Source organism: Glutamicibacter sp. AOP5-A2-18, assembly GCF_052446055.1.
Classification (GTDB): Bacteria; Actinomycetota; Actinomycetes; order Actinomycetales; family Micrococcaceae; genus Glutamicibacter.
The window spans coordinates 1,979,365-1,994,638 of sequence record NZ_JBQSVW010000001.1 but is presented as its reverse complement, the minus strand read 5'-3'; the positions used below and the strand labels follow the sequence as shown (position 1 = coordinate 1,994,638).

The window sequence follows — 15,274 nt, the reverse complement described above, 5'->3', positions numbered from 1 at the left end:
ACGCTTGATTCACCACAGATAAAAACAAATGCCCGGATCCCTTTGGATTGGAACGATGTTTCGTTTGTCACAGGGGCACGAAGCGAGGTGGGGCAGAGCTGAACGAAACATTCGGCCGGGTATCACCGCAAATGAAATGAACAAGGGTAGGTGCTTGTGCATTGGCGTAATACAGGACTTATTATCTGTTGAATGGATCATGAGTAGACTCAATGAAGTCAAAGACCCTGAAAGTTTCAAAAAACTAACATTTTGCGGCGGTCCCAGTCGGCGCGCGAACCGAGCTCCAGAAGGCCTTGTCCAGATATTGAGACTTCGTGACGCTGTTCGCTAAGAGGTGAGGTGACCAAGCGAGCCATTGAGCAAGCGCGGTAAGCCGGATCAAACTTTTGTGGAGCAGGTTGACCGAGATCACCAAGATTTGCCGTGGAAGAGCCTGCTAAGGAGTTTCAAAGAATTTCTATCGGGCGTAGAATGATTTTGTCTATCTTGTACCCGTGAAGAACTGAGTGCGTTTAATTGAAGACTCAAAGTGTCGCCGGAGCATCAGTGCCGCGCGCGTCGCGTCAGCCTGGTGAGAGCACCTCAGATTTTGTGAAGCGTAAGGCCAGCGCCTATTTCTCGCTGACCAAGCCTCGCGTTATCGAGTTGCTGCTGGTAAGCACCCTTCCGACCATGATCTTCGCCCAGCGAGGATTCCCTCCGCTCTGGCTCATGATCTCCACCCTCGTTGGTGGCGCAATGGCAGCCGGTGCTTCGGGTGCATTCAACTGCTATATCGATCGCGATATGGACAAGTTGATGAAGCGTACCAAGGGACGCCCTCTGGTAACTGGAGACCTGACGCCAAAAGAAGCGTTGATCTTCTCGTGGGTCTTGGCCATTGCGTCGCTTGTTGTTCTCTGGTTCGGCACCAACCCGCTGACCACTGCCTTGGGTCTCGCTGCGATTCTTCTCTACGTTGTCTTCTACACGATGATTCTGAAGCGACGCACTGCTCAGAACATTGTTTGGGGTGGCATCGCCGGCTGTATGCCAGTTCTGATTGCTTGGGCGGCCGTTACCGAAAAGATTGAGTGGCCAGCTGTCATTCTCTTCTTGGTCATCTTCCTTTGGACTCCGCCTCACTACTGGCCACTGTCCATGAAGTACGCGGATGACTACAACGCAGCCTCGGTTCCTATGCTTGGCGCAATTGCCAACGCACGCCGGGTATCCGTTCAAGTTGTTCTCTACGCATGGGCAACCGTCGTATGCTCAATGCTGCTAGTTCCTTTGGGCCACGCTGGCATTCTCTACACGGCCATTGCCGGTGGTGCTGGCATCTGGTTCGTCATAGAGTCGCACGTTCTGTATCGCGAAGCTCAGGGCGATCACAAACCAGCAGTAGTCAACCGCAAGGCTATGAAGGTCTTCCATATCTCGATCACTTACTTGACGATTGTCTTCCTAGCATTGGCTTTTGATCCGTTTGTCGGAAGTCCACTGTTCGGCTAAAAGCCGTTTTGGAGTTCATGATCCGCTAGCCCCTTCGCAAACAATCTTTGGATTGGCGGAGGGGCTTTTGCATGCCCGGTGCCAGGACGTAGTTAGTGCCCGCTCTATAGTCCACCTAATGTCGGTCTGCATCATGCAAGTTAATCTTGCTATGCAAGTCTTGTTATGCAAGGTATGCTCAATTCATGCTCGAACAGCGCGAAAAGATAGCAACCAATATACGCAAGGGTGTTCTCGAATATTGCGTCCTAGGATCACTGGCTAACGACGACAAGTATGGGCTAGAACTTGCTGAGGAACTGACGAAACGTCATTTGACGGCAGGGGAAGGCAGCCTGTATCCGCTACTTGCCCGAATGAAAACTGCAGGGTTGGTCGAGACTCGTTGGGAAGAAGGCGGGGCAGGCCGAAAGCGAAAATACTACTCAATCACCGGCCACGGGCAGATCATGCTCAAGGAGTTCCGCGCCGTGTGGGCCGACATTACGGAACAGGTTGAACAATTGCTTGGAGGGCAAGATGGCGAAGGCAGCTGAGAACCAAAGCGTGGAGGCCTATCTGCGGTCGTTGGATCATCAATTACGAAATGTGCCGATAGAGGCTCGACGAGAGCTCGTTGAAGATATCGCGGAGCACATCGATGAAGGTCGCGAAAGGGGGCGTAGCGAAAGCGAGATCATTGCCGCCCTCGGAACTCCGCAAGCAGTAGCGGCACCGTACCTAGAAGACGTGCTGCGTGACGGAAACTCGCCTCGACTGCGTCGCATCCGCCGGGTACTGGGCATCGTCGCGTTGGTGACGGGTCTGTTTTCCGCGATTATTTCGCGATCCTCGGATTCAACCATTGTGAACATGGCTTTTGGCCCTGTAGAGCTTCAAGGACTGAGCATCAATTACGACTACTGCGCGAAAATACAGCATTGCGGCCGCCATTGTCATGACGGTTGTCGTGATTATCTGCGGGACCGGGCTGGGAATGTTTTTCGTGCCTTCGATGGTCACCGCCTGGATGCTCGCCGGTGCAAATAATCTAAAGCTCAGCCATGTTGGTAGATCCAAGCGGTCGCGCACCGTTCAAGCTATCGGTGGCGTCGTGTTGTTGATCCCGGTGTTGCTTTCCTTAGCTGGGCTGGCCACCGGTGGCGTTCAGGGAGCAGGCGCCTACGTCTATGCAGCGCTCGGACTCCTTTGCGGCGTAGGGTTCGTTCTCAAATTCAGGCTGGCGCTCTGGGCAACTTGCGTCATTGGAGCAGGGGTGTCCATCGGTTCCATCCTTGATCAAGGGATGTTGATGGCAGCGTTATGGCTAGCGGGTATTGCGTACTTCTACTTTGGCTTATATGGCCTGCTGTGGTTTGAGAAACGTAAGCTGGCAAGTTAGGCCCCTGGCGGTTGTCAACACATTTTAAACAGTTCGGGTGGCCATGCATTTTAGTTGCATGGCCACCCGAGCGTTACGCCGAGACTAGTTGTCGACTCGCTGATACTTCGGAAGAAGCGAAGTTCGATCCCAGGTATCTGTACTGGATACCAGCAACAGGCTGGCCCCAAGCATATGCAGGAGAACCAAACCGATTGGTAGCCCGGTGAAGTGTTGGGTATATCCGATAGCGGCTTGGATAAGGATGACTACCACCAGCCACCAGACGGAAGTGCGCAGGCGCCGGTTCACATCCGACTTGCGAGTCATGATGATCAGGGCGATTGTCGCGATAACCAGCAGGTAGACCGGGGCAGTGTGCATCCGCGTCACCAACGATGGATCAAACATATGCCTTGGCGCAGTTGCGTCACCTGCGTGCGGCCCGGTGCCGGTGACGATGGTGCCAAGAATGACTGAAACGATTGAGAAGATCCAGGCAGCAGTCGAAACCTGTCGAAGGCTCTTGGTAGCCGGGGGACTTACTTGCTTCTTGAGCTCGGTACGAGTGCGGTTCACCAGGAGCGTGGCCAGCACGACCAACGTTCCGGAAAGCAGGAAGTGCAAGGAAACTATCCATGGATTCAGCCCGGTCAGCACCGTAATGCCACCAATGACGCCCTGAGCAGGGATACCCAGAAGCAGAATCAGGCCAACTTAAAAATGGTTGAGTGGCTGCGACGCATCGACCAAACCGAAATCAGGAACGCGATGGCAATGAACAGCAAAACGAAAGTCAGCGTGCGGTTTCCGAACTCGATGATGCCGTGAATTCCCATTTCAGGAACGGGCGTCATGGATCCTGGAACACAATTCGGCCAACGTGAACAACCTAAACCAGACTTGGTCAGGCGGACAGCCCCACCGGTGACGATGATGCCAACTTGCGAAACCAGAGAAGCGATAGCTAGGCCGTGCACCAAAGGCGTGATTTTTGTTGGCAACCTGCTGGCCCAGCTTTGTGCGGATAGGTCTGAAGACATGGGAATCTCCCTTAGAGACTAATTCGGTAGCTTAGTTCCACTTGAACAGCTTGATGGCGGCGAAGGATGCAGCTGCGGACCACAAGAGAAGGAAAATCAGTCCAGCAATGCTGAAGTGTCCTGAAATTAATGCGTCGCGCATTGCATCGCCCAAGGCCGCAGAGGGCAAGGCGTTCAAGGTGGGCTGAATCCACGCCGGCGCCATGCTCAGTGGATACAAGACGCCACCAGCGCCAGCTAGCAGGATCCAAGCGAGGTTGGTGATCGCCAAGGTTGCTTCTGGCCTAACGGTTCCGGCAATCAGCAGACCCAGAGAGGTGAATGCGGCCGCGCCTAGGAGCAAGAACAGGATTCCTGGGGCGATACCCGCAAGGTTTGGATGCCAGCCCATGAACAGGCCCACAGCGGTGATCAGCACAACCTGAATAACCAAGACGGTCAGCACGGCAATAACCTTGCCGAAAATCAGACCAGCCTTACCCAGGGGAGTAGTGGAGAACATCGTCAACACACCGTAACGGCGATCAAAGCCGGTACCGATGCCCTGACCAGTGAAGGCTGTTGAAATAACGCACAGTGCCAACACGCCGGGGACTGCGGCGTCGATATTTCGTTCCGCTACACCCTCGATCAGATCGGTGACGTTCAGAACGACCAATGCAATCAGCGGCATAACCACGGCAAGGATGAGCTGCTCACCATTGCTGAGCATCTGAATGGACTCGTACTTACCCTGAGCGAGAATACGTTTGAGCGGCGATGTGGCGTTTGACGTTGCTACTGGCTGGCTCATGCGCGTTCCTCCTTTTGTGCGAATTCGAGGAACACATCTTCGAGGCTGCGTGATTGAAGGTTGAGCTGCGTGGGCAGAATACCTTCTTGGACCCACCAGGTGGTTAACCAGTTCAGGTGTTCGGGGGAGCTGACACCGTCCAAGCGGTATTCGCCGAGAGAGGTTTCTGAAAGGTGTAAACCAGCAGGCGGTTCTGGAAGGACTAGGCCAGCCGGTGCCGCAAAGGCAATTGGCCGGGTGTCTTGATCTTCGGCAGCTCGCTCGATCAGTTCGGCAACGGTGCCTTGGGCGACGGTGCAGCCCTTATCGATGATGTAGACGTAGTCGCTTAGGCGCTGGGCGTCATCCATGAGGTGAGTGGTGAGAATAATTGCCTTGCCGGCATCACGCAGCTCAGAGATCAAATCAAAAACGACTTGACGCGACTGTGGGTCCAACCCGGCGCTGGGCTCATCAAGGAAAAGAACTTCTGGATCGCCAGCTAGCGCAATAGCCATGGCTACACGCTGCTTTTGGCCGCCGGAGAGTCGGCGAATAGTTCTGGTCCCAAAAGACTCGAGATCTAGTCGTGTGATCAACGCATCAATGTCGATGGGGTTCTTATACAAGGATGCGACGTGTCGCAGCAACGGCACTGGCCGCATCGAGGGGGGAAGTCCACCGTCTTGAAGCATAACGCCCACCCGCGAACGAAGGTCGGGGTTGTCGCCGAAGGGATCCTGACCCAGTAGCTCGACCGTGCCACCGTTGGGTTGCAGTAAGCCTTGGGCGCAGGCCAGGGTGGTGGATTTGCCGGCGCCATTTGCCCCGAGCAGCGTGGTGATCTGGCCGGGGTAAGCCTTCAGGGTCACTGACTCTAGGACGCGCAGCATGCGGTTGTCCAAGGCTGGGACTGGCCCTAAATCTTTGGCCAGTTCATTGATGATCAGACTGGGGGTTTGGGAAGACACCAAAACATTCTACGACATGTCGAAGTTGGAATTTTGAGGACTGTGTCACCAAGACTCGCGGTCACCGACTAGGGGCGAGAGAATGGAAAGAGAAGTTCTTACTTAAGAGGTATCGGATGACGAGGTGGGCAAGCTCTCACTTAGTAAGCCCTTCCTTACTAGACCTAGAGCAAAAATTTACGCATGATTGTGTTGTGTATTCATCAAATTTAGACTCAGCTAGTGGCTCCACTGCCGAAACAGTTGGTGCAGTTGGGGATACCGAAGAACGCACGCGCGATCGTGTTCTCTACGCAGTACTAGAGGACGGACCTGTGAGTGCAGCGGAGCTGGGCAACAAGCTTGGCTTCACTCCGGCAGCAGTACGCCGTCACCTTGACGCTCTCTCGAAGTCGGGACTTGTTGAAGTGAAACTGGTAGCAAACCAGAAGTCGGGCGCCGGACGCCCGTCACGTCGCTACGTGCTTTCGCACCGCGGCCAGACGAAGCTCGGCAACGACTACTTGGAAATCGCTACCGACGCACTAAAGATGCTCGGCGATGCGGCAGGAGACGATGCGATTCGCACCTTCGCGCGTAATCGTTTCGCACAAATGGAGACCCGATACGCGAAAGCGTTGATCGGTGTTGAAGGACTGGAAGCACGAGCCGAAGTTCTAAGCAATTTGCTTAGCGCGGACGGGTTTGTGGGGTACAGCCGAAAAGTTGATACAAAAGTGGCAACCGCTTTGATGCATAGCGTTCAGCTGTGTCAGGGCCACTGCCCAATACAAGACTTGGCACGAGAGTTTCCGGTGTTTTGCGACATGGAAACTGAAATGTTCGCCAGATTGCTTGGAGTCGACGTTCGACGATTGTCGACCTTGGCTGGCGGCGGACACGTGTGCACGACCCACATCCCTGTGGGGCGTGAAAAGGCGCCAATGCGCGCCGAGAAGAGAACTCGAATTCAGTTCACGAAGCAGGAGAGGCCGCGATGACGGATCAGATTGCACAGGAGTCAGCAGACCCAGGTGTAATTTCCGAAATTCTGGAGAAGAACCCCGAACTCCAAGGAATCGGCAATTACGAATATGGCTGGTCAGATAAGAACGACGCGGGTGCTAACGCTCGCCGCGGCGTTGACAAGGACGTTGTGGCGAACATTTCCGCCCTCAAGTCCGAGCCAGAATGGATGCTGGACCGCCGCCAGAAGGCGCTGAAGTACTTTGACCGCAAGCCAATGCCAACCTGGGGTCCAGACCTCTCGGGCATTGACTTCGACAACATCAAGTACTTCGTGCGTTCCACCGAGAAGCAAGCAACCACTTGGGATGAGCTTCCTGAAGACATCAAGAACACCTACGACAAGTTGGGTATTCCTGAGGCTGAAAAGCAGCGCCTAGTTTCCGGTGTTGCCGCTCAGTACGAGTCTGAGGTTGTTTACCACCAGCTGCGTGAGGACCTTGAAGCTCAGGGCGTCATCTTCCTTGATACCGATACCGGTCTGAAGGAACACCCAGAGATCTTCCAGGAGTACTTCGGCTCGGTAATCCCAGCAGGCGATAACAAGTTCGCTTCGTTGAACACCGCAGTATGGTCCGGTGGCTCTTTCGTTTACGTTCCTAAGGGCGTACACGTAGAAATCCCACTGCAGGCCTACTTCCGTATTAACACGGAGAACATGGGTCAGTTCGAGCGCACCTTGATCATCGCTGATGAAGGATCTTACGTTCACTACATCGAGGGTTGCACCGCCCCGATCTACCAGTCTGATTCGCTGCACTCGGCAGTTGTGGAAATCATCGTGAAGAAGAACGCTCGCGTTCGCTACACGACGATCCAGAACTGGTCGAACAACGTGTACAACCTGGTGACCAAGCGCGCTATCTGTGAAGAAGGCGCAACCATGGAATGGGTCGATGGCAACATCGGTTCCAAGGTCACCATGAAGTACCCTGCGGTCTACCTTGTTGGCGAGCACGCCAAGGGCGAGACCCTGTCCATCGCTTTCGCAGGCGAAGGCCAGCACCAGGACACCGGTTCCAAGATGGTTCACATCGCTCCGAACACCTCCTCGGCCATTGTTGCCAAGTCGGTTGCTCGTAACGGTGGACGCTCGGCTTACCGTGGTCTGGTTCAGGTTCAGGAAGGTGCCAAGGGCACCAAGAACTCGGTGGTCTGTGACGCGTTGCTGGTTGACCAGATTTCGCGTTCGGACACGTACCCATACATCGACGTTCGTGAAGACGACGTCACCATGGGCCACGAGGCGACCGTTTCCCGCGTTTCCGAAGAGCAGCTGTTCTACCTCATGTCCCGCGGTATGGCCGAGGACGAGGCAATGGCGATGATCGTGCGTGGCTTCGTTGAGCCAATTGCGCGTGAGCTTCCTATGGAATACGCGCTGGAACTGAACCGCCTTATTGAACTTCAGATGGAAGGATCGGTCGGTTAAGAATGTCGGAGACCACCACCCACATCCCAGAGGAGAAGGTGCGCATTGGCGCTCCATCCATTCCTGGTTTCACCGAAGAGGGCGAAGATCTTTCGCCGATCAACGATAATGACAGCTCGCCACTAGGCGGTGCCTCCACCAAGGCACACAGCCACGGTGGCGGAGTTGCTGCTCCGGATTCTTCGCGTGCCGGTCGTTTGACCAGCACCAACGTTGAGGATTTCGCAAAGCTGACCGGTCGTGAAGAAGACTGGCGTTTCACCCCTTTGAAGCGACTTAAGGGCCTGCACAGTGATGACCTCACTGGCGCAGCTCCAAAGGTTGAACTCACCGGAAATGACATCGCCAAGCTTTCGGTTGTGTCTGCAGATGATTCCCTCAACGGTGTAGCGCATACTCCGGATGATCGCGTTTCAGCCAATGCTTGGAAGTTCGCTTCCGAGACTCAGGTTGTGACCATTCCGAAGAATGCTGAAGGCGCTAACGCTAGCCTTCGCATCACCGGCGAATCGTTGGTTCCTGCCGCTCAGCACCTGATCATTGTTGCTGAAGAAAACTCAGAAGCTACCGTGATCTTGGATCACGTTGGCTCGGCAGTACTGGCACAGAACATCGAATTTGATGTTCGCGCCAACGCCCGTTTGACTGTGATTTCACTGCAGGCTTGGGAAGATGACGCAGTACACGCTTCCTCGCAGCAGGCACTGGTTGCCCAGGGCGCTAAGTTCAAGCACATCGTTGTTTCCTTCGGTGGCGACTTGGTTCGTGTGAACCCATCGGCTCGCTTCACCGGCGAACGTGCGGAAGTTGAGCTTTACGGCCTGTACTTCGCAGATCCCGGCCAGCACCTTGAGCACCGTCTGTTCGTCGACCACGCAGTTCCTAACTGCAAGTCGAACGTTCTTTACAAGGGCGCGCTACAGGGCAAGGACGCACACACTGTTTGGGTTGGCGACGTGCTGATCCAGAAGGAAGCTGTGGGTACCGATTCCTACGAAGCTAACCGCAACTTGGTTCTGACCGACGGCGCTCGCGCTGACTCGGTTCCAAACCTGGAAATCGAAACTGGTTTGATCGATGGTGCTGGACACGCATCGACCACCGGTCGCTTCGATGATGAGCACCTCTTCTACCTGATGGCTCGCGGTATCGACGAAAAGACCGCACGCCGCTTGGTAGTCCGTGGCTTCCTGAACGAAATCGTTCAGCAAATCGGCGACGAAGCTCTCCAGGAGCGACTGACCGACACCATCGAAGAAGAATTGGCTGCTACCGAGCACTAGGTAGTACTCGCTTCACCAGCTTTTTAGCCTTAGAGCTTTTTAGAAAGAAACGGAACGACGTATGTCTACTCTGGAAATCAAAGACCTGCACGTCTCTATTGACACCGAGCAGGGCGAGAAGGAAATTCTCAAGGGTGTAACCCTGAGCATCAAGACCGGCGAGACCCACGCAATTATGGGTCCTAACGGTTCGGGTAAGTCGACCTTGGCTTCGACCATCGCTGGCCACCCACGCTACAACGTCACCTCCGGCTCCATCACCCTCGACGGTGAAAACGTGCTGGAAATGAGCGTTGACGAGCGCGCCAAGGCTGGCCTGTTCTTGGCTATGCAGTACCCAGTTGAGGTACCAGGCGTAACCATGACCAACTTCCTGCGTACCGCTAAGACCGCAATCGACGGAGAAGCTCCGAAGCTGCGTACTTGGACCAAGGACGTCAAGGAAGCTATGGGCAAGCTCAAGATTGACGCCGACTTCGCTGGTCGTAACGTCAACGAAGGCTTCTCCGGTGGCGAGAAGAAGCGTGTTGAGATCCTTCAGCTGGAACTGTTCAAGCCTAAGTTCGCCATTCTCGACGAGACCGACTCGGGCTTGGACGTTGACGCACTGAAGATCGTATCTGAGGGCGTGAACCGCGCACAGGATGAGAACAACATGGGTACCTTGTTGATCACCCACTACACTCGCATCCTGCGTTACATCAAGCCTGACTTCGTTCACGTGTTTGTCGACGGTCACGTTGCTGAACAGGGCGGCCCGGAGCTTGCTGACCGTCTGGAAGACGAAGGCTACGACCGCTACCTGAACGTCAAGGCCTAAAGGTATTTCAATGACTGAATCAACCGAGCAGAGCGTAGGAGCCGTTTCGACTCCTCTGGAAGATGTTGAGGAAGCTCTTAAGGACGTTATTGACCCGGAACTGGGAGTTAATATCGTTGACTTGGGGCTGCTCTACGGTTTGAAGTACGCAGAAGATGGCGTGCTAATTCTTGATCTCACGTTGACCACCGCAGCTTGCCCGCTCACCGACATTATCGAGGAGCAGGTTTCAAAGGCGTTGGAGAACATCGTTGATGATCACCGTCTGAATTGGGTTTGGATGCCACCTTGGGGTCCAGAACGCATCACCGATGACGGTCGCGATCAGATGCGAGCCCTTGGGTTCAACATCTAATTTCGACCCCTAAAACGCGAGTCGCTACAGATCCGAAAAGATCCGTAGCGACTCGCGTTTTTTGTTTGAGTTAGAGACTGTGCTGAAAATACGGGTTACTGTACGACGCGAGTAGAGATCAATTGATGACTGATTCAAACCCGATGGCGCTACCTGTGCCGCCGGCCGCAGCCATCAATGCGAAAGCCCGTTGCCCAGACAGATTCATTCGCCGTGCTTGAGAAAATAGCCGCGTGACTAGAACAGCTCCACTAGCCCCGTAGGGATGCCCAAGTGCCAAGGCACCGCCTTCTCGATTGACTGACTCGGGAGCGATCCCCAATTGATCAAGACAGGCCAGCGCTTGGACGGCGAAGGCTTCATTAAACTCAATCAGCGGCGCGTACTGCTGTGGTGCGTGCTCCAGATGCTTTGAGAGCTTTTGATAGGCAGGTGCAGCGGCCATCCCCAAGATTTCAGGGTCACATCCGGCAGAGGACGATGCGAGATAGCGCAGGGCAAACTGCGGCTGCAGCTTCTCAAGAACCTTGTCGCTGACCAAGAGCACAGCGCTTGCCCCGTCATTGATCGGGCAAGAATTTCCTGCCGTCACGCTTCCGCCTTCCACAAAGGCGGGTTTGAGCGTAGCCAGCTTCTTGGCACTGAGCGTGGATCTAGGACACGTGTCTTCCTCGATGAGTCCAGAGGCGGTCTTCACTGGAACTAGTTCATCGCGAAAGACGCCATCCACCGCAGCTTGCACTGCGCGTTGGTGGCTTTGCAAGGCAAAGACATCCTGCCGAGCCCGACTCACACCGAATCGTGCAGCAATGTTTTCTGCAGCGGTACCCATATCTGGATCGGGGTCTGGATACGGAGTGAATCTTGCTCGTGAATAGAGTCTTGGCGGCGAGATGGAAGACGTCTGCTTTTCGACCCGCCAGGGCGCGGTGCTGACCGATTCCACACCACCAGCAAGTACAACCTGAGCCTCGCCACAACGAATCATGCGTGCGCCGGCTGCAATGGCCTCTAACGCGCTAGCGCACTGTGCATCCAGAGATGTAGCTCCAACTGATGAAGGTAGGCCCGAAGCGAGCGCCGCGACGCGCGCAATATTGCCGCCCGGTCCTGCGGCATTTCCAACGAACACGTGATCAACGCTCGCCGGCGACAATCCACAGCGTTCGAGCAGGGCATCAAAAACCGGTGCCAAAAGTTGTTCGGCGTTTGTGCGGGCGTACTCTTTACCTGCCCTAACGATCGGCGTGCGTAGTGCATTAGTGACAAAGGCGTCAGTCATCGTAGTCGCAATCTTTGTAGGAATTCTTCGGAGCCTTCGTCCAGATGCAATAGGGTCGCCTTGCCGCTGAAAGTTTGCGGCCAACGGCTCATGAATATGACTTCGTGGGGGATTTTGTAGGTGGGCAGGAATTCTCCGAGCTCGGATAAGAGGTCCTGGCCTTCAACAGGTGTGGAGCAGACGAAGGCGACGAGGCGTTCATTTCCGTCACTGCCCTGGACCTGGATCTTTATCTGAGGCAATCCGACTCGGACAAAAGCCTGTTCTATTTCTTGGACGTAGATGTTGTTGCCGTGCAGATTCAGCATTCCGTCACCGCGCCGCAAGAAAGTTATCTCGCGATTACCCGATACCTTTGCCATGTCGCAGATGCTTGTCGAAGTGTGGCATCTGGCCATGGGTGGGGCGGTCTCGGCCAAGTAATCAATCGCGTTAAACGGACTTTGAACAAATACGCGTCCCGTGCCAGTGTGCAGATCCTTGTCGTGCAGGTGAACTTCCACCTCTGGGAACAATGTCCCAACGAAGTTGTTGGAAGCCACACCTCCGGGGATGCGTTTCGCATAGGCAATCAGACTGTGTTCGCTGCTCCCAAAGTATTCAACGCAGTGCCTCAAGGAGACAAGACTATGTAATTGGTTCACGACTACGGGACGTAGTGATTCTCCGCCGCTAACCACGCAGGTCACGTGGCCAAGCAGGTTGGCATCTATGCTGTTGAGCATCAGTTCCAGAATGGTCGGAACGCTGACAATTCTGTTGCACCTGAAGCGCTTGAGAAGCGTGCGGTTTCCGTCCACATTCCATCGACCGGTGCCCACGAATGTTCCACCGGTGTGTAAGGATTCCACCAGCGAGTACAGTCCGAGACCATGGGATATTGGACCGGGAGAAAGCGTGATCGAAGCTGAGGTTGCTCCCAATATGTCTGCGCCGGAAGCTATGGATGTGGTCCAGGATTCAGCGGTCCTGACAATTGCCTTGGGTCGTGATGTTGTACCCGAAGTGCAGATGATCAGTAGTTCACGTTTGGGTGAATTGGCACGGGTGATCCGTGGGCCAGTTGAACCACTCTGGGGGAGTGGAACCAGCTTGAAGGTGTCGGCATCAAGACATTCCGGTAAGTCCTGGGAGATCAGATGGGTACACTGAAGCAGATTGATCATTGAACGCAGGAGCGCTTCAGGCCAAGCTGGGTCGAGCACTACTAAGGTCTTGCCCGCCAGCGCAGTTCCTTGGAAGCCGACAGCCATCTGAACGGGGTCGCTGGTCAGTATTCCAATTCGTTGATTTGGAACAGCATCCAGCGTTGTAGCCAGTTGCTGGGCGTAGTCGGCTAGCTGAGAATAGGTCAGCTGGCCGACGGTAGAAGCAACGGCTAGATGATCGGGGCGTTGTTGGGACCAATGATTCAGAGCGGTCCAGTAATCCATGGCTTACTTCATCAGCCCACGGTAACTGCGGTGCACGGTTAGGGCCACCAAGGTGGTCACGACTGCCTTGAACAGATCGCCAGGTAGGAACGCCGCTGAACCAAGCAGCGAGGTGCCTAGGTCCAGTCCGGTAACCATTGCAGTCCAAGGGACACCACAGAGATAGATGCCTCCGATGCCGCCGGCGATCACGGAGAGTAATCCTGCAAAGAACTGGGCCGTCTTGCCGGTAATCCGCAACACCCAGTACTTGAACAGTGCACCGATGATCAGGGACCCTAGAATCCATCCCAAGAGGTATCCGCCGGTTGGGCCCAAGAATACGCCGAACCCGCCACGTCCTCCGGCGAGCAAGGGCAACCCAGCCAAGGCCAGAACAACGACGACTAGTGAAGCCATAGCACCACGCCATGGACCGAGCAACGCTCCGGCCAACATGACTCCGAGAGTTTGCAACGTGATCGGCACGGGGATGATTCCAAGCGTGATCGGAGGAAGCAAACCCATGGCGGCGATCATCGCGGCGAAGACGGCAATGTAGACAGTGTTCTTGGTTTGTGAGGTGGAAGTTGAAGAAGTCATAGATTTTCCTAGGGAGAGCAAGAGTAAGGGAGAAATCGGTGTGAAGCTAGCGCCGTGTCGGTGCCGAATCGTAGCCGCGGGCATCGAGTGCCTCCGCAGTTTCGTCTGCGATTTTTAGTGAACGTACGACCAGTGGGACCGTGACGGCCAGCGGGTTGTTAGCCAAGCCCCGAGCATGTTGCGCTTCTCGGACCTCAATGTAGACCTTTTTCAATTCAGGAATGAAGCGAATAGTCATTGAGAGAGCCAATGCGATTTGATCTGGATTTCCGCCCACGTAGCGTAGTGGCGAGGCAACTTGCTGAAAGAGTTCCAGCATCTCTGAAAAGCGCGTGGTGAGACTGACCGAATAAGCCAATAGACACATGGTCAACAGGCGTAGAACCGAGCGAAGAGCGTTTAGCCAGTCCGTTTGTATCCCTAGCAGGATAAAAACGACACCAAGAATGATGGTGATGGAGATCAATGGTCCGCGAAGGAATTTCATTGGTACACGTGCGGTGGCCAGCAAGAACACACTGAGCACGAATGCCACCAGCAGGACCTGCCACGAAGTAATCATGTAGAGCGCGATGCTCAGTACCAGCAGGCTTCCAAACTTCCATCCGGGCTTTATGCGCGAAAGGTACGAGGTATTGTGAGCCGCGATCATGCGTGACTCCATGCCCGGTAGTGGTCGATTGCGGCATCGGCGGGCCCGTCGAACGCAATGTGTCCATCGGTCACGACGAGCACACGTTCAAAGTCTTCGAGGATTTCCAGGTCATGGGTAATCACGATGGCTCTTTGTGAGAGCCTGGATACTTCGCGTTGAAAGCCAAGCCTGTTGCGCAAGTCGAGCATGGTTGTTGGCTCATCAAAAACGATGGTCCGAGGGCGCATCGCTAGGACTGAAGCCAGTGCCACCATTTGTTGCTCGCCACCGGAGAGCGTATGGCTTTCACGATCTGCGAGGTGGGAGATGTTCAGCTCGGACAAGGTTTCCGCGACGCGTTGCTGCCGCTCATTTTTACTCATCCCCAGGTTCTTTAGCCCAAAAGCAATATCTTCGGAGACGATCGGCATGATGATTTGATTGGCGGGATTCTGAAAAACAAATCCCACTTGACGCCTGATCGGCTTGGAGTGTTGCTTGGTGTTCAGCTCGCCGATATGAACCGAACCTTGGGTGGGAAGCACCAGTCCGTTGAGCAACCGTGACAACGTGCTTTTGCCGGCGCCGTTGGCGCCAATGATGCCAATTCGCTGTTCGTTCAGGGTGAGACTGACGTCTGTCAAAACGTCTCTGTCCTCATACCGAACAGTGACGTTCTCGATGCGGATTGGGGGTAGTTCCACAAAAGCTCCAGCGTGATGCTCTGAGCCAAACCGAACTTGCACGTCATTGTGGCGTTGGTCTGACTAACGGATCGGATGGTTGAAATACCATCGATAAAGAG

Annotated in this window: 18 protein-coding genes; 9 read left to right on the top strand and 9 right to left on the bottom strand. The window is 54.7% G+C overall.

Features of this window, described 5'->3' with window-relative positions; all coding sequences use genetic code 11:
- The first annotated feature begins 549 nt into the window (after nt 1–549).
- From ACT3RW_RS09505 to ACT3RW_RS09490, 4 genes are all read left to right on the top strand, one after another.
- Nucleotides 550–1,497, top strand: a complete 948-nt coding sequence (locus tag ACT3RW_RS09505; protein WP_262197563.1) for a heme o synthase — start codon at nt 550–552, stop codon at nt 1,495–1,497.
- A gap of 185 nt (nt 1,498–1,682) precedes the next feature.
- Nucleotides 1,683–2,033: a PadR family transcriptional regulator gene (locus ACT3RW_RS09500; RefSeq protein ID WP_131088409.1), complete on the top strand. Its 351-nt coding sequence runs from the start codon at nt 1,683–1,685 to the stop codon at nt 2,031–2,033.
- Nucleotides 2,017–2,526 carry a DUF1700 domain-containing protein gene (locus tag ACT3RW_RS09495; RefSeq protein WP_444613575.1) on the top strand — a complete coding sequence of 170 codons (510 nt, stop codon included), beginning with the start codon at nt 2,017–2,019 and terminating at the stop codon, nt 2,524–2,526. Before ACT3RW_RS09500 ends, ACT3RW_RS09495 begins: the two co-directional genes overlap by 17 nt.
- Complete coding sequence (locus tag ACT3RW_RS09490; RefSeq protein WP_444613574.1) at nt 2,483–2,878, top strand: hypothetical protein; 396 nt, start codon at nt 2,483–2,485, stop codon at nt 2,876–2,878. The genes ACT3RW_RS09495 and ACT3RW_RS09490 overlap by 44 nt, the downstream gene beginning before the upstream one ends.
- An 84-nt stretch (nt 2,879–2,962) precedes the next feature.
- Here ACT3RW_RS09490 and ACT3RW_RS09485 read toward each other — a convergent pair whose 3' ends face one another.
- From ACT3RW_RS09485 to ACT3RW_RS09470, 4 genes are read right to left on the bottom strand one after another with little or no spacing between them, the layout of a single operon-like run.
- Nucleotides 2,963–3,517, bottom strand: coding sequence for a COX15/CtaA family protein (locus ACT3RW_RS09485; protein WP_444613573.1), 555 nt, complete (start codon nt 3,515–3,517; stop codon nt 2,963–2,965).
- Between the two features lie 47 nt (nt 3,518–3,564).
- Nucleotides 3,565–3,900: a hypothetical protein gene (locus ACT3RW_RS09480; protein ID WP_444613572.1), complete on the bottom strand. Its 336-nt coding sequence runs from the start codon at nt 3,898–3,900 to the stop codon at nt 3,565–3,567.
- A gap of 31 nt (nt 3,901–3,931) precedes the next feature.
- Nucleotides 3,932–4,693, bottom strand: a complete 762-nt coding sequence (locus ACT3RW_RS09475) for an ABC transporter permease (RefSeq protein WP_262197567.1) — start codon at nt 4,691–4,693, stop codon at nt 3,932–3,934.
- Nucleotides 4,690–5,646 carry an ABC transporter ATP-binding protein gene (locus ACT3RW_RS09470; protein ID WP_444613571.1) on the bottom strand — a complete coding sequence of 319 codons (957 nt, stop codon included), beginning with the start codon at nt 5,644–5,646 and terminating at the stop codon, nt 4,690–4,692. The genes ACT3RW_RS09475 and ACT3RW_RS09470 overlap by 4 nt, the downstream gene beginning before the upstream one ends.
- 191 nt (nt 5,647–5,837) lie before the next feature.
- On the opposite strand from ACT3RW_RS09470, the gene ACT3RW_RS09465 reads away from it, so the two are divergent.
- The 5 genes from ACT3RW_RS09465 (at nt 5,838) to ACT3RW_RS09445 (ending at nt 10,538) form a co-directional block, all read left to right on the top strand.
- A complete protein-coding gene (locus ACT3RW_RS09465; RefSeq protein WP_131088404.1) occupies nt 5,838–6,623 on the top strand; it encodes a helix-turn-helix transcriptional regulator in 786 nt (261 codons plus the stop codon).
- Nucleotides 6,620–8,080, top strand: a complete 1,461-nt coding sequence (gene sufB / locus ACT3RW_RS09460; RefSeq protein WP_131088403.1) for a Fe-S cluster assembly protein SufB — start codon at nt 6,620–6,622, stop codon at nt 8,078–8,080. Before ACT3RW_RS09465 ends, sufB begins: the two co-directional genes overlap by 4 nt.
- Nucleotides 8,081–8,082: 2 nt before the next feature.
- Complete coding sequence (gene sufD / locus ACT3RW_RS09455) at nt 8,083–9,363, top strand: Fe-S cluster assembly protein SufD (protein ID WP_131088402.1); 1,281 nt, start codon at nt 8,083–8,085, stop codon at nt 9,361–9,363.
- A gap of 61 nt (nt 9,364–9,424) precedes the next feature.
- Complete coding sequence (gene sufC, locus ACT3RW_RS09450; protein WP_131088401.1) at nt 9,425–10,183, top strand: Fe-S cluster assembly ATPase SufC; 759 nt, start codon at nt 9,425–9,427, stop codon at nt 10,181–10,183.
- 10 nt (nt 10,184–10,193) lie between these two features.
- Nucleotides 10,194–10,538 (top strand): metal-sulfur cluster assembly factor, encoded by a 345-nt coding sequence (locus ACT3RW_RS09445; protein WP_131088400.1) that lies wholly within the window; start codon nt 10,194–10,196, stop codon nt 10,536–10,538.
- A 118-nt stretch (nt 10,539–10,656) separates the two neighbouring features.
- Here the strand turns inward: ACT3RW_RS09445 and ACT3RW_RS09440 are convergent, their stop codons facing one another.
- From ACT3RW_RS09440 to ACT3RW_RS09420, 5 genes are read right to left on the bottom strand one after another with little or no spacing between them, the layout of a single operon-like run.
- Entirely contained in the window at nt 10,657–11,820 is a 1,164-nt protein-coding gene (locus ACT3RW_RS09440; RefSeq protein WP_444613570.1) for a thiolase family protein, read from the bottom strand.
- Nucleotides 11,817–13,253, bottom strand: coding sequence for a class I adenylate-forming enzyme family protein (locus tag ACT3RW_RS09435; RefSeq protein ID WP_444613569.1), 1,437 nt, complete (start codon nt 13,251–13,253; stop codon nt 11,817–11,819). Before ACT3RW_RS09435 ends, ACT3RW_RS09440 begins: the two co-directional genes overlap by 4 nt.
- A gap of 3 nt (nt 13,254–13,256) precedes the next feature.
- The gene (locus tag ACT3RW_RS09430; RefSeq protein ID WP_131088397.1) at nt 13,257–13,835 is read right to left on the bottom strand and encodes a biotin transporter BioY; all 579 of its coding nucleotides are present in this window, start codon (nt 13,833–13,835) and stop codon (nt 13,257–13,259) included.
- 46 nt (nt 13,836–13,881) lie between these two features.
- Nucleotides 13,882–14,487, bottom strand: a complete 606-nt coding sequence (locus tag ACT3RW_RS09425) for an energy-coupling factor transporter transmembrane component T family protein (RefSeq protein WP_444613568.1) — start codon at nt 14,485–14,487, stop codon at nt 13,882–13,884.
- Nucleotides 14,484–15,173: an energy-coupling factor ABC transporter ATP-binding protein gene (locus tag ACT3RW_RS09420; protein ID WP_444613567.1), complete on the bottom strand. Its 690-nt coding sequence runs from the start codon at nt 15,171–15,173 to the stop codon at nt 14,484–14,486. The genes ACT3RW_RS09425 and ACT3RW_RS09420 overlap by 4 nt, the downstream gene beginning before the upstream one ends.
- Between the last annotated feature and the right edge of the window lie 101 nt (nt 15,174–15,274).